The following is a 13,954-nucleotide window of genomic DNA, read 5'->3' as shown; positions in this document are numbered from 1 at the left end:
GTGGTGTTCACCGACGCGGGGTGGAGCAGCTCGGTAGCTCGCTGGGCTCATAACCCAGAGGTCGCAGGTTCAAATCCTGTCCCCGCTACTGATACAGAACAGCAGGTCCGGTGCTCAGGCATCGGACCTGCTGTTCTGCGTGGTCCCGGTGCCCGGCGAAGCGGTGAACGCGGCACAAAGGGAACAGCTCCGGTCCCCGGGTCGAGCGAACCACTCGGATTCGGCCATAAGCCGTCGATAGATGGTGACTTGTGGTCAGCGGGCCGGTCCGGACCAATGCATTCCCAACACTCGTCCTGTGAGGATGCCTTCCGGACCCCCCGCAGAACCCCCCGAAGAGCTGACCTCCCCGGTCGCCTACGAAGGTGTCTGGCGGTTCACCGCCCCGGCACTGGAGTCCTCGGTGCCGCAGGCCCGGCACGCGGTCCGGGATCTGCTCACCGAACAGTCCGTACCCGTCGCCGCCGCCATCATGGACGGCCTGCTGCTCATCGTCTCCGAACTGGTCACCAACGCCGTCCGGCACGCCGCCCTGCTCTCGCCCCAGATCGCCGTCCAGCTCGCCCTCGGGGCGAACTGGCTACGGGTCGCGGTCGAGGACGATCACCCCTACCGCCCCAAGGCGCTGGAGGCGGATCAGGGTGATGTCGGCGGCCGCGGACTGTGGCTGGTCAAGACGCTCACCGCGGAGGTGGGCGGCAAATGCGGTGTCGAGCACACGAGGAACGGCGGCAAGGCCATCTGGGCCGAGCTGCCGCTCACCCCGCCTGCTACCAGCCCGCCGCCCCTCCGGTGAGCTCGCGCACCGCCGGCCGCGCCGCGTCCAGCACGGTCATGAACCAGGCGGAGAACGGCGCCGCGGCATGCCGCTCGGCCAGCTCCTCCGGCGTCACGAAGGCGATCTCGCCGATCTCCTCGGGGTCGGGCGCCGGCTCGGCCCGCACCAGCCCGACGAACAGGTGGTTGTACTCCTGCTCCACGAGGCCGGACGCCGGGTCGGGATGGTTGTAACGGACCGTGCCGGCCTCGGCCAGCAGGGAGGGGGCAAGGCCCAGCTCCTCCGCGGTCCGGCGGGCGGCGGCCGCGAACGGCGCCTCGCCGGGGTACGGATGGCCGCAGCAGGTGTTGGACCACACGCCGGGGGAGTGGTACTTCCCCAGCGCCCGGCGCTGCAGCAGCAGCCGCCCCTTCTCGTCGAAGAGGAAGACCGAGAAGGCCCGGTGCAGCTGCCCGGGGGGCTGGTGGGCCGCGAGCTTCTCCGCGGTGCCGATCGTCGTACCGTCCTCGTCGACCAGCTCCAGCATGATCGGTTCGGCGGTGCCGTCCGGTGTGCTCACCGCCGGGTCCCCGGCGGTCTGTCCGTTGGCAGGTGTGATCGGCATGCCCATCCTTGTCGTCGGTCTTCGACGCCAAGTCTGCCCTAGCCGGGGCCGCATCACCGGCACAGCGGGTGCGCGGCGCAACAACCCCGCGCACCGGTCACCCGGCGCGCCCGCCGTGAGATGGTCCACACCCCCGGCGGGCCGCCCGGCGCCCGGCGCGGCTCACACCGAGCGGCGGCCGTGACGCCACCGGCTGACGGCGATCACCCCCGGACCTGGGATGGCCCTCACCACACCGGCCCCGGCACAACCCGCCCGCCCCGTGACCAGCCCTCTCATAACCGGCACCGGATCGGGTCCCGGACCTGCGGGCCAGTTGTTCATGCGCCACCCGATCCACCATGATGATCGCGGCAGGCGCAGCCGTCGGTCACTCGATCGTGCGGTGAATGCGCGGTGAACGGCCGCATCCGGCGATCCGATAGCCTCTGCCGACGTGCCACCCGGCCCTCCCAGGGGCGAGGTGTGCCACGCCCGCTGCCCGGGTAGTTCGTATCGAATGCGGATCGATCACGAACCGTCCGTGCTGCCTTGTCAGCATCCAAGGAGTGAGTTCGTCTGTCGACCGCCATCCTCACCGGTCCGCCGGTAGCCGGGTCGCCGCTCGAAGCCGACCTGCGCACGCTGGGCTTCGACGTCCGTACGGCGAACGATGCCACGGCCGCCGCCGAGCTGATCAACGCGGTGCCCGCTCATGAGCGGATCGCCGTCGTCGACCCTCGCTTCGTCGGCCATCTGCACGCCCTGCGGCTGGCACTGACCGACCCCCGCTTCCCGGCCGCGGCCGTGCCCGGCGCGCTCACCGCGCAGCCCGCGGCCCGCGCCGCGCTGGCCCGTGCGGTCGGCAGGATCCCGGTCGGCGCCGGTACCGCCCACCTCACGGATGTCCTGACCGACACCCTCACCGAGTCCCTGGACCGCGACGAGGCGGGTCTGCACCGCGTCGAGCTGGGCAGCCTGGTCGCCACCGTCGCGCTCACCCCGGCTCAGCGCGAGGACGCCCGGGAGGCCGTCGCCGCCGTCGACGACGAGGCCGTACGGCTGCGCACCGCCGTGAAGTCCCGCGACGGGTTCTTCACCACGTACGGCATCAGCCCGTACTCCCGCTACCTCGCCCGCTGGTGCGCGCGGCGTGGACTCACCCCCAACCAGGTCACCACCGCATCGCTGCTCACCGCCCTGATCGCGGCCGGCTGCGCGGCCACCGGAACCCGCGGCGGCTTCGTCGCGGCCGGCTTCCTGCTGCTGTTCTCCTTCGTGCTGGACTGCACCGACGGGCAGCTCGCCCGCTACTCCCTGCAGTACTCGACGATGGGCGCCTGGCTGGACGCCACCTTCGACCGGGCCAAGGAGTACGCGTACTACGCGGGCCTGGCCCTCGGGGCGGCCCGCGGCGGCGACGATGTCTGGGCGCTGGCGCTCGGCGCGATGGTCCTGATGACCTGCCGCCACGTCGTCGACTTCTCCTTCAACGAGGCGAACCACGACGCCACCGCCAACACCAGCCCCACCGCCGCGCTCTCCGGCAAGCTCGACAGCGTCGGCTGGACGGTCTGGGTGCGCCGGATGATCGTGCTGCCGATCGGTGAACGCTGGTTCATGATCGCGGTGCTCACCGCGCTGACCACCCCGCGCATCGTCTTCTACGCGCTGCTCATCGGCTGTGCGCTGGCCGCCTGCTACACCACGGCAGGCCGGGTGCTGCGCTCGCTGACCCGCCGGGCCCGCCGCACCGACCGCGCCGCCCGGGCGCTGGCCGACCTCGCCGACTCCGGGCCGCTCGCCGAGCTGATCGCCCGCGGCGCCCGGGGCCGCGGCCGGACCGGTTCCTTCCTGGCGCCCGTCATGGCATTTCTCTCAGCCGCGGTGCTGCTGGTCTGGGTGATCTTCGAGGACGACCCCACGTCCTGGCTCACCGTCGGCGTCGCCGTCTGCTCCGCGCTGCTGGCCGGCGCGGCCGTGGCCCGCCCGCTCAAGGGCGCCCTGGACTGGCTCGTTCCCCCCTTCTTCCGGGCCGGTGAATACGTCACCATCCTGGTGCTGGCCGCCCGCGCGGACGTCCCCGGAGCGCTGCCCGCGGCGTACGGGCTGGTCGCGGCGGTCGCCTACCATCACTACGACACGGTCTACCGCATCCGCGGTGGCACCGGGGCCCCACCCCGGTGGCTGGTCCGGGCGACCGGCGGACACGAGGGACGGATCCTTGTGATCACCGTCCTCGCCGCCGCGCTGTCCCCCTCAGGTTTCACAATCGCGCTGACGGCCCTTGCTGTGGTCCTGGCGCTGCTGGTGCTCGTCGAGAGCATCCGTTTCTGGGTGTCCTCCCAAGCACCCGCCGTACACGATGAAGGAGAACCCGCATGATCGGCCTCGTGCTGGCTGCCGGCGCCGGACGGCGTCTGCGCCCCTACACCGACACCCTGCCCAAGGCTCTGGTGCCGGTCGACGGGGACACGACCATCCTCGACCTGACCCTCGGCAACTTCGCCGAGATCGGCCTGACCGAGGTCGCGATCATCGTCGGCTACCGCAAGGAAGCCGTCTACGAGCGCAAGGAGGCCCTGGAGCAGAAGTACGGCCTCAAGCTCACCCTCATCGACAACGACAAGGCCGAGGAGTGGAACAACGCCTACTCCCTGTGGTGCGGCCGTGACTCGATCAAGCACACCGTGATCCTCGCCAACGGCGACACCGTGCACCCGGTCTCCGTCGAGAAGACCCTGCTCGCCGCCCGCGGCAACGGCCAGAAGATCATCCTCGCGCTGGACACCGTCAAGCAGCTGGCCGACGAGGAGATGAAGGTCGTCGTGGACCCCGCCAAGGGCGTCCAGAAGATCACCAAGCTGATGGACCCGGCCGAGGCGACCGGTGAGTACATCGGCGTCACCCTCATCGAGGGCGAGGCCGCCGAGGAGCTGGCCGACGCCCTGAAGACCACCTTCGAGCGCGACCCCGACCTCTACTACGAGGACGGCTACCAGGAGCTCGTCAACCGCGGCTTCAAGGTGGACGTGGCCCCGATCGGCGACGTCAAGTGGGTCGAGATCGACAACCACGACGACCTGGCGAAGGGCCGTGACATCGCATGCCAGTACTGACCCGCCTCATCCCGTCCCCGGTCGTCGTTGACATCAACGCCGGCGCCCTGGACGACCTGGCGGGCCTGCTGGCCGATCAGCGCATCTCCGCGTCGGGCAAGCTCGCCATCGCGATCAGCGGCGGCTCGGGGGCACGGCTGCGCGAGCGGCTGTCCCCCGCGCTGCCCGGCGCCGAGTGGTACGAGGTCGGCGGCGGCACCCTGGACGAAGCGATCAAGCTCGCCGACGCCATGAAGAAGGGGCACTACGACGCGGTCGTGGGCCTCGGCGGCGGCAAGATCATCGACTGCGCCAAGTTCGCCGCGGCCCGGATCGGCCTCCCGCTGGTCGCCGTCGCGACGAACCTGTCGCACGACGGTCTGTGCTCGCCGGTCGCCACCCTGGACAACGACGCGGGCCGCGGCTCCTACGGTGTGCCGAACCCGATCGCCGTGGTGATCGACCTCGACATCATCCGTGAGGCCCCGGTCCGGTTCGTCCGCTCCGGCATCGGTGACGCGATCTCCAACATCTCCGCGGTCGCGGACTGGGAGCTCTCGCACCGCGAGACCGGTGAGGACATCGACGGACTGGCGGCCGCCATGGCACGTCAGGCCGGCGAGGCCGTGCTGCGCCACCCCGGTGGCGTCGGCGACGACAACTTCCTCCAGGTGCTCGCCGAGGGGCTGGTCCTCACCGGCATCTCGATGTCGGTGGCCGGCGACAGCCGTCCGGCGTCCGGCGCCTGCCACGAGATCAACCACGCGCTCGACATCCTCCACCCCAAGCGGGCCGCGAGCCACGGCGAGCAGTGCGGTCTGGGTGCCGCCTTCGCCACGCATCTGCGCGGGGACAAGGAGACCCGGGACCTGATGGTCGAGGTGCTGCGCCGCCACGGCCTGCCGGTCACGCCGGGCGAGATCGGCTTCACCGACGAGGAGTTCGTCGAGGCCGTCGCGTACGCGCCCAAGACCCGCCCCGGGCGCTACACCATCCTTGAGCACCTCGACCTGTCCACCGACCAGATCAGGGACGCATACGCCGACTATGCAGAAGCCGTCAGTAGCTGAACTCCGCCCGGTCGTTCACCCCGAGGGTGTGAAGGACCGGCGCAGCGGTGAGCACTGGGCCGGCCGGCTCTACATGCGCGAGATCTCCTTGCGCATCGACCGGCACCTGGTGAACACGAAGGTCACGCCCAACCAGCTGACCTACCTGATGACCGTTTTCGGCGTCCTCGCCGCCCCGGCACTGCTGGTGCCGGGGATCGCGGGCGCCGTGCTCGGTGTGCTGATGGTCCAGCTGTATCTGCTGCTCGACTGTGTCGACGGTGAGATCGCCCGCTGGAAGAAGCAGTTCTCGCTCGGCGGGGTGTACCTGGACCGGGTCGGCGCCTACCTGTGCGACGCCGCGGTCCTGGTCGGCTTCGGTATGCGCGCCGCCGACCTGTGGGGCTCCGGCCGGATCGACTGGCTGTGGGCCTTCCTGGGCACCCTCGCCGCCCTCGGCGCCATCCTGATCAAGGCGGAGACCGACCTCGTCGGCGTCGCCCGTCACCAGGGTGGGCTGCCGCCGGTCAAGGAGGCGGCGTCCGAGCCGCGCTCCTCCGGGATGGCGCTGGCCCGTAAGGCCGCCGCGGCGCTGAAGTTCCACCGGCTGGTCCTCGGCATCGAGGCGTCCCTGCTGATCCTGGCCCTGGCGGTGCTGGACACCATCCGGGGCGACCTGTTCTTCTCGCGCCTGGGCGTCGCCGTGCTCGCCGGCATCGCGATCCTCCAGACGCTGCTTCACCTCGTGTCCATCCTCGCCTCCAGCAGGCTCAAGTGACGGGGGCGTCCCGAATGCGAATCGGTGCGGTTGTCCTGACGATGGGCAACCGCCCCGAGGAGCTGCGCGCGCTGCTGGACTCGGTCGCCAAGCAGAACGGCGACCCGATCGAGACCGTCGTGGTGGGCAACGGTTCGCCGCTGCCCGAGCTCCCCGAGGGCGTACGGACCGTCGAGCTGCCGGAGAACGTCGGCATCCCGGCCGGCCGCAATGTCGGCATCGAGGCGTTCGGCCCCGGCGGCAGTGACGTCGATGTGCTGCTCTTCCTCGACGATGACGGGCTCCTGGCCAGGGAGGACACCGCCGAGCTGTGCCGCGAGGCGTTCGCCGCCGACCCGGCGCTCGGCATCATCAGCTTCCGGATCGCCGACCCGGACACCGGCGAGACCCAGCGCCGGCACGTCCCGCGGCTGCGCGCCTCGGACCCGATGCGGTCGTCGCGGGTCACCACCTTCCTCGGGGGTGCCAACGCGGTCCGTACCCATGTCTTCGAGGAGGTCGGCGGGCTGCCCGACGACTTCTTCTACGCCCACGAGGAGACCGATCTGGCCTGGCGGGCGCTGGACGCGGGCTGGCAGATCGACTACCGGTCGGACATGGTCCTCTTCCACCCGACCACGGCGCCGGCCCGGCATGCGGTCTACCACCGGATGGTGGCCCGTAACCGTGTGTGGCTGGCCCGCCGCAACCTCCCCGCGCTGCTGGTTCCGGTCTATCTCGGAGTCTGGTTCCTGCTCACCCTCGCCCGGCGGCCGTCGCGGCCGGCGCTGCGGGCCTGGCTGGGCGGCTTCAAGGAGGGCTGCGTTACGCCGTGCGGTCCCAGGCGCCCCATGAAGTGGGCTACCGTTTGGCGACTGACCCGACTGGGCCGCCCTCCCGTCATCTGACAAGCTCATATCTGAGAGCATCAGGCGCGAACCGGGGCGTGGCCCCGGCAGCGCACCTTGAGGACGAAAGTGTCAACTGTGAGCGAGACCACGCACGACAGTGCGGTCGCCATGAGTGCCCCGCCAGCTTCCGACGAAGGGCTCACGCCTGCCCAGCGGGCCCAGAAGTACGGGCTCTCGCAGAGTGGTGCCCGTCCCAGCCTTCCGGAGTACGTCCGGCAGCTGTGGGACCGGCGGCACTTCATCTCCGCCTTCGCCAGTGCCAAGCTGACCGCGCAGTACAGCCAGGCCAAGCTGGGGCAGGTCTGGCAGGTGGCGACGCCGCTGCTGAACGCGCTCGTGTACTACTTGATCTTCGGCCTGCTGATCGGCACGAGGAAGGGCGTCCCCGACTTCGTCCCGTTCCTGGTGACCGGTGTCTTCATCTTCACCTTCACCCAGAGCTCGGTGATGGCCGGTACGCGGGCGATCTCCGGCAACCTCGGTCTGGTGCGCGCGCTGCACTTCCCGCGGGCCTGCCTGCCGATCTCGTTCTGCCTGATGCAGCTCCAGCAGCTGTTCTTCTCCATGGGCGTGCTGGTCCTCATCCTGCTGGGCTTCGGACAGCTGCCGACCTGGTCGTGGCTGCTGGTGATCCCGGCGCTGACGCTGCAGTTCGTGTTCAACACGGGGCTGGCGATGGTGATGGCGCGGATGGGGGCCAAGACCCCGGACCTCGCGCAGCTGATGCCGTTCATCATGCGGACGTGGATGTACGCGTCCGGCGTGATGTTCAGCATCGACCTGATCCTCAAGGGCAAGGATGTCCCCGCCTTCGTGGAGTGGCTGCTCAACGCCAACCCGGCGGCCGTCTACATCGACCTGATGCGGTTCGCGCTGATCGACAGCTTCACGGCTAGCAAGCTGCCCCCGCATGTCTGGGCGTTCGCCGGGGGCTGGGCCCTGGTGATGGGCGTCGTGGGCTTTGTGTACTTCTGGAAGGCTGAGGAGCGGTACGGACGTGGCTGAGCAGAACAACGGCGTCCAGCCGACCGAGGCGGCCGGGGAGCGGATCCCGACGGTGATCGCGGACGATCTGCACATCGTCTACCGGGTCTACGGCACCGGCGCGGGCCGGGGCAGCGCCACCGCGGCACTCAACCGCATCGTGCGCCGCAAGCCCTCTTCGGGGGTGCGCGAGGTGCACGCGGTCAAGGGCGTCTCCTTCACCGCCTACCGGGGCGAGTCGATCGGACTGATCGGGTCCAACGGCTCGGGCAAGTCGACGCTGCTCAAGGCAGTGGCCGGGCTGCTGCCCGCGGAGCGCGGCAAGGTCTACACCCACGGCCAGCCCTCCCTGCTGGGCGTGAACGCGGCGCTGATGAACGATCTGACCGGCGAGAAGAACGTCCTGCTCGGCGGTCTGGCGATGGGTATGAGCCGGGAGCAGGTGCGGGAGCGCTACGACGGAATCGTCGAGTTCTCCGGCATCAACGAGAAGGGCGACTTCATCTCGCTGCCGATGCGCACCTACTCGTCCGGTATGGCGGCGCGGCTGCGGTTCTCGATCGCGGCGGCCAAGGACCACGATGTGCTGATGATCGACGAGGCGCTGGCCACCGGTGACCGCAGCTTCCAGAAGCGCTCCGAGGCCCGCATCCGCGAGCTGCGCAAGGAGGCCGGTACGGTCTTCCTGGTCAGCCACAACAACAAGTCCATCCGTGACACCTGCGACCGGGTGCTGTGGCTGGAGCGCGGCGAGCTGATCATGGACGGTCCGACGGACGAGGTCATCAAGGCGTACGAAAAGGAGACGGGCAAGTAGCCCGCTCCGTACTCGAAGGCCTCCGCGAGTCCGCCTCGCGGGGGCCTTCGAGCGTGCGGGCACCGTCAACTCCGGCGGCCCTGCGGATAGTTCGGACGTAAGGGATGCCGGCTGGGTCGCTGTCTCACGCTTCGGGACCCGCGCGGACCCGGGTGAGACATACGACGTAAGCTGTACAGGTACCGAACAGCACAAGTGGTATATCTCGGGCAATACTCACCCAGGCGGGCGATGTGGGCTCGATCGAGGCGCGTCGCCTGCTGCGGCGTGTCCGAAATGGGATGTTTTAGCTTGGCGGTGTAGAACGGGAGACGTGACGGCAATGGCTACTGGTTCGCTCCGGCACCGAAATGCGCCGGGCAGCCCCCGGTGAGCCGAGACAACGAGCAGGCGCGTCGCGCCTTCCTCCGAAGGGGGACGGCGGGTGACGGACGGGACCAGACGCGCACCGTGCTCGATCAGGCCGCACACGAGAATTTCCCGGTCGCGCCGTTCTTCCTGCCCCGCGCCTGGCGGACCGATCTGATGGCCGTCTACGGCTTCGCCCGGCTCGTCGACGACATCGGCGACGGCGATCTCGCACCCGGCGGCGGCGATGCAGTACTCCTCGGACTGGAGCGCGGACAAGGCGATGACCGGCCGGCTTTGCTGGACGCCCTGGAGGCCGACCTCCACCGTGTCTTCAGCGACCGGGCTCCCGGCCCCCGGCATCCGCTGCTGCGCCGGCTCGGCCCCACCGTCCGCCGCTGCGGGCTGACCCCGGAGCCGTTCCTCGCGCTGATCGAGGCCAACCGGCAGGACCAGCGGGTGAGCCGCTACGGCACCTATGACGACCTCGTCGCCTACTGCGAGCTGTCCGCCAACCCCGTCGGCCGGCTCGTCCTCGGCATCACCGGCACCGCGAGCCCCGAACGCATCCGCCGCTCGGACGCGGTCTGCACCGCCCTGCAGATCGTCGAACACCTCCAGGACGTGGCCGAGGACCTCGGGCGCGACCGCATCTACCTCCCCGCCGAGGACCTGAAACGCTTTGGTGTCACCGAGGCCGATCTGGCCGCGCCGAGCGGGGGCGCATCGGTGCGCGCGCTGATCGCCTACGAGGCCGAACGCGCCCGTGAGCTGCTGCGTGAAGGCACCCCGCTGGTGGGTAGCGTCCACGGCAGACTCAAGCTGCTGCTGGCCGGATTCGTGGCCGGTGGACGCGCTGCACTCCAGGCGGTCGCGGCCGCCGATCACGACGTACTCCCTGGACCGCCCAAGCCGACCAAGCTCAGCCTGCTGCGCGAGGTACGGGCGACATTGCGAAAAGAAGAGGGGTGAGTCGGACCGTGGAGGCAACTGCACACGCGTCCGCGCCGGTGCTCGCTGCGTATCGCTACTGCGAGGCCATCACCGGGCAGCAGGCACGCAACTTCGCCTATGGCATCCGACTGCTGCCGACCGACAAGCGGCAGGCCATGTCGGCGCTCTACGCCTTCTCCCGCCGGATCGACGACATCGGCGACGGCACCCTGGAGCCCACCGCCAAGCAGGGGCGCCTGGAGGACACCCGGGCGCTGCTGGCCCGTATCAAGGACGGCCGGATCGCCGAGGACGACACCGATCCGGTCGCCGTCGCGCTGTCCGACGCCGCCCGCCGCTTCCCGCTGCCGCTGGACGGGCTCGACGAGCTGATCGACGGCGTGCTGATGGATGTGCACGGCGCGACCTACGAGACCTGGGACGAGCTGAAGGTCTACTGCCGCTGTGTCGCGGGCGCCATCGGCCGGCTCTCGCTGGGCGTGTTCGGCACGGTCCCGGGCGCGCCGGACGCCGAGCGCGCCTCCGAGTACGCCGACACCCTCGGCCTGGCCCTCCAACTGACCAATATTCTCCGGGATGTTCGCGAGGACGCCGGAAACGGGCGCACCTACCTGCCCGCCGAAGACCTCGCCAAGTTCGGCTGCGCGGACGGTTTCCGGCGTCCCGTACCGCCGCCCGGCTCCGACTTCGCCGGTCTGGTGCACTTCGAGGTGAAGCGGGCCCGCGCGCTGTTCGCCGACGGCTTCCGGCTGCTGCCGATGCTCGACCGGCGCAGCGGCGCCTGTGTGGCCGCGATGGCCGGTATCTACCACCGTCTGCTGACCCGGATCGCCGCCGACCCCGAGGCGGTGCTGCGCGGCCGGGTCTCGCTGCCCGGCCGGGAGAAGGCCTTTGTCGCGGTGCGCGGGCTGTCCGGGCTCGACGCGCGGGCGATCGGCCGGCGGCAGGCCGTCCGGAGGCGCGGATGAGGTGCCGGGCGGCGAACGAAAGTGGTGACCCCGCGTCAGCGTGGCGGGCAACCCTCCCCGGGGTGGCTGCGTCCCTGACAGCAGTACGGGGGGAGATCACATGACATCGGGAGCGACCCGACCCGACCGGCACCGTGACCTGCCGCCCGGCCGTCCCGAAGGGGCGGCTGCGGTGGTCATCGGGGGCGGTCTCGCCGGCACGACAGCGGCGCTCGCACTGGCCGACGCCGGACTGCGGGTCACCCTGATCGAGGGCCGGCCCCGGCTCGGCGGACTGGTCTTCTCCTTCCGCCGGGACTCCGCCGCCGGCGAACTGTCCGTCGACAACGGCCAGCATGTCTATCTGCGCTGCTGCACCGCCTACAGCGGGATGCTGGAGCGGATCGGCGCCGGTCATCTGGTGCCCCTCCAGGAGCGGATGGACGTCCCGGTGCTGGACGCCGACCGGATGCGGCTCGGCCGGCTGCGCCGCACCGCGCTGCCCGTCCCGCTGCACCTCGCCGCAAGCCTCGCCCGTTACCCGCATCTCTCCGCCGCCGAGCGGGCCGGGGTGGTGCGGGCCACCCTCGCGCTCAAGGGACTCGACCCGGCCGACCCCGCACTGGACGGGACGGACTTCGGCAGCTGGCTGCGCCGCCACGGCCAGTCGGCCCGTGCGATCGAGGCGCTGTGGGACCTGGTCGGCATCGCGACCCTCAACGCCCGTGCCGGTGACGCCTCGATGGGCCTGGCCGCCAAGGTCTTCAAGACCGGGCTGCTGTCCGCCCCCGGCGCCGCCGACATCGGCTGGTCCCGGGTCCCGCTCGGCGACGTCCACGACACCCTCGCCCGTACGGCCCTGGAGAAGGCAGGCGTACGCATCGCCCTGCGCACCCGCGCCGGGGCGGTCACCCGCCAGGACGGCGGCTGGCAGGTGTCGGTGGAGAACGGCCCGCACGGCACCGAACAGCTCACCGCGGACACCGTCGTCCTCGCCGTACCGCAGCGCGAGGCGCACGGCCTGCTGCCCGACGGGGCGCTGGACGGCAAGGACCGGCTGCTGGACATCGGCACCGCCCCGATCCTCAACCTCCATGTCGTCTACGACCGCAAGGTGCTGCGCCGCCCCTTCTTCGCCGCGGTCGGCTCGCCCGTCCAGTGGGTCTTCGACCGCACCGACGCCTCGGGACTGACGCGGATCGCCGGGAACGAGCGCTGCCAGTACCTGGCGGTCTCGCAGTCCGCGGCGCAGGAGGAGATCGACCAGCCGGTCGCCAAGCTCCGCGCCCGCTATCTGCCCGAGCTGGAGCGGCTGCTGCCCGCCGCCCGGGGCGCCAGGATCCGCGACTTCTTCGTCACCCGCGAGCGCACCGCGACCTTCGCGCCCGCCCCGGGCGTCGGCAGGCTCCGCCCCGCCGCCCGCACTCAAGCTCCCGGCCTGTACCTGGCCGGTGCGTGGACCGCCACCGGGTGGCCCGCGACCATGGAAAGCGCTGTTCGCAGCGGCACTGCCGCCGCTCGCGAGGCACTCAACGAACTCGGCTTCCCCCAGGGCCAGTTGCCTCAGGAGGCGGCATGACTACGAGTACGAGCGCTCGCACGAGCACGAGCGTCGGAAACAGAGGAGAAACCGTGAAGCCGGCTTCCCCAGCTATCGACACCGAGAGCGTCACCGCGCTGCTGGAGCGCGGGCGGACACTCGCGACCCCCGTGCTGCGTGCCGCCGTGGACCGGCTCGCTCCTCCCATGGACACCGTCGCCGCGTACCACTTCGGCTGGATCGACGCCGAGGGTCACCCCAGCGAGGGCGACAGCGGGAAGGCGGTCCGTCCCGCGCTCGCCCTGCTGTCGGCCGAGGTCGCCGGCGCGGCCCCCGAGGCCGGTATCCCCGGCGCGGTCGCCGTCGAGCTGGTGCACAACTTCTCGCTGCTGCACGACGACCTCATGGACGGCGACGAGCAGCGCCGGCACCGTGACACCGTCTGGAAGGTGCACGGCCCCGCGCAGGCGATCCTCGTCGGTGACGCGCTGTTCGCGCTCGCCAACGAAATACTGCTGGAGCTCGGCACGGTCGACGCCGGCCGCGCCACCCGCCGGCTCACCCTGGCCACCCGTAAGCTGATCGACGGTCAGGCCCAGGACATCTCCTACGAGCACCGCGAGCGGGTCACCGTCGAGGAGTGCCTGGAGATGGAGGGCAACAAGACCGGAGCGCTGCTGGCCTGCGCCGTCTCCATCGGCGCGGTCCTGGGCGGCGCCGACGACCGCACCGCTGACACCCTGGAGAAGTACGGCTACCACCTCGGCCTCGCTTTCCAGGCCGTCGACGACCTGCTCGGTATCTGGGGTGACCCGGACGCCACCGGCAAGAAGACCTGGAGCGATCTGCGTCAGCGCAAGAAGTCGCTGCCGGTCGTCGCCGCACTGGCGGCCGGTGGCCCGGCCTCCGAGCGTCTCGCCGAGATCCTGGCGGCCGACGCGAAGAAGAGTGAGACCGAGATTGCCGACTTCACCGAGGAAGAGTTCGCCTCCCGCGCGGCCCTCATCGAGGAGGCCGGCGGCCGCGAGTGGACCTCCCAGGAGGCCCGCCGCCAGCACGCCACCGCCATCGCCGCCCTGGACGAGATCGACATGCCGGAGCTGGTCCGCGCACAGCTCGTCGCGCTCGCCGACTTCGTCGTCGTACGGCAGAGATGAGCAGTATCGACACCGAATAGTTCGCAGTCGC

The 13,954-nt window shown here is 70.6% G+C and carries 13 protein-coding genes and 1 tRNA gene; 13 read left to right on the top strand and 1 reads right to left on the bottom strand.

The features are described 5' to 3' along the window. Positions 1–14: 14 nt before the first annotated feature. Positions 15–88 (top strand) — tRNA-Met (locus tag STRTU_RS05185). Between the two features lie 216 nt (positions 89–304). Next, complete coding sequence (locus STRTU_RS05180; RefSeq protein ID WP_159742452.1) at positions 305–796, top strand: ATP-binding protein; 492 nt, start codon at positions 305–307, stop codon at positions 794–796. On the opposite strand, the gene idi is transcribed toward STRTU_RS05180, so the two are convergent. Next, entirely contained in the window at positions 771–1,382 is a 612-nt protein-coding gene (gene idi / locus STRTU_RS05175; protein ID WP_159742451.1) for an isopentenyl-diphosphate Delta-isomerase, read from the bottom strand. The two genes, STRTU_RS05180 and idi, sit on opposite strands and share 26 nt — an antisense overlap. 558 nt (positions 1,383–1,940) lie before the next feature. Between idi and STRTU_RS05170 the strand changes: the two genes are divergently transcribed. From STRTU_RS05170 to STRTU_RS05120, 11 genes are all read left to right on the top strand, one after another. Next, positions 1,941–3,746, top strand: a complete 1,806-nt coding sequence (locus tag STRTU_RS05170; protein WP_159746705.1) for a DUF5941 domain-containing protein — start codon at positions 1,941–1,943, stop codon at positions 3,744–3,746. Next, positions 3,743–4,480, top strand: coding sequence for a phosphocholine cytidylyltransferase family protein (locus STRTU_RS05165; protein WP_086720811.1), 738 nt, complete (start codon positions 3,743–3,745; stop codon positions 4,478–4,480). The genes STRTU_RS05170 and STRTU_RS05165 overlap by 4 nt, the downstream gene beginning before the upstream one ends. Next, positions 4,468–5,529 carry an iron-containing alcohol dehydrogenase family protein gene (locus STRTU_RS05160; RefSeq protein WP_159742450.1) on the top strand — a complete coding sequence of 354 codons (1,062 nt, stop codon included), beginning with the start codon at positions 4,468–4,470 and terminating at the stop codon, positions 5,527–5,529. The genes STRTU_RS05165 and STRTU_RS05160 overlap by 13 nt, the downstream gene beginning before the upstream one ends. Then, on the top strand, positions 5,507–6,286 hold the full coding sequence (locus STRTU_RS05155) for a CDP-alcohol phosphatidyltransferase family protein (RefSeq protein WP_159742449.1): 780 nt from the start codon (positions 5,507–5,509) through the stop codon (positions 6,284–6,286). The genes STRTU_RS05160 and STRTU_RS05155 overlap by 23 nt, the downstream gene beginning before the upstream one ends. Positions 6,287–6,300: 14 nt before the next feature. Beyond that, positions 6,301–7,173 carry a glycosyltransferase family 2 protein gene (locus STRTU_RS05150; protein ID WP_159742448.1) on the top strand — a complete coding sequence of 291 codons (873 nt, stop codon included), beginning with the start codon at positions 6,301–6,303 and terminating at the stop codon, positions 7,171–7,173. Positions 7,174–7,251: 78 nt separating this feature from the next. Continuing rightward, complete coding sequence (locus STRTU_RS05145) at positions 7,252–8,181, top strand: ABC transporter permease (protein WP_159742447.1); 930 nt, start codon at positions 7,252–7,254, stop codon at positions 8,179–8,181. Further along, entirely contained in the window at positions 8,174–8,977 is an 804-nt protein-coding gene (locus STRTU_RS05140; RefSeq protein WP_159742446.1) for an ABC transporter ATP-binding protein, read from the top strand. The genes STRTU_RS05145 and STRTU_RS05140 overlap by 8 nt, the downstream gene beginning before the upstream one ends. Before the next feature lie 450 nt (positions 8,978–9,427). Next, the gene (hpnC, locus tag STRTU_RS05135) at positions 9,428–10,297 is read left to right on the top strand and encodes a squalene synthase HpnC (RefSeq protein ID WP_159742445.1); all 870 of its coding nucleotides are present in this window, start codon (positions 9,428–9,430) and stop codon (positions 10,295–10,297) included. After that, entirely contained in the window at positions 10,294–11,247 is a 954-nt protein-coding gene (gene hpnD / locus STRTU_RS05130; protein WP_159742444.1) for a presqualene diphosphate synthase HpnD, read from the top strand. Before hpnC ends, hpnD begins: the two co-directional genes overlap by 4 nt. Before the next feature lie 100 nt (positions 11,248–11,347). After that, positions 11,348–12,805 carry a hydroxysqualene dehydroxylase HpnE gene (gene hpnE, locus STRTU_RS05125; RefSeq protein ID WP_159742443.1) on the top strand — a complete coding sequence of 486 codons (1,458 nt, stop codon included), beginning with the start codon at positions 11,348–11,350 and terminating at the stop codon, positions 12,803–12,805. Beyond that, positions 12,802–13,923 carry a polyprenyl synthetase family protein gene (locus STRTU_RS05120; protein WP_159742442.1) on the top strand — a complete coding sequence of 374 codons (1,122 nt, stop codon included), beginning with the start codon at positions 12,802–12,804 and terminating at the stop codon, positions 13,921–13,923. Before hpnE ends, STRTU_RS05120 begins: the two co-directional genes overlap by 4 nt. The last annotated feature ends 31 nt before the right edge of the window (positions 13,924–13,954 follow it).

The organism is Streptomyces tubercidicus, from assembly GCF_027497495.1.
Classification (GTDB): Bacteria; Actinomycetota; Actinomycetes; order Streptomycetales; family Streptomycetaceae; genus Streptomyces; species Streptomyces tubercidicus.
The sequence above is the reverse complement of the archived record's forward strand: the minus strand, read 5'-3'. Positions and strand labels throughout refer to the sequence as shown.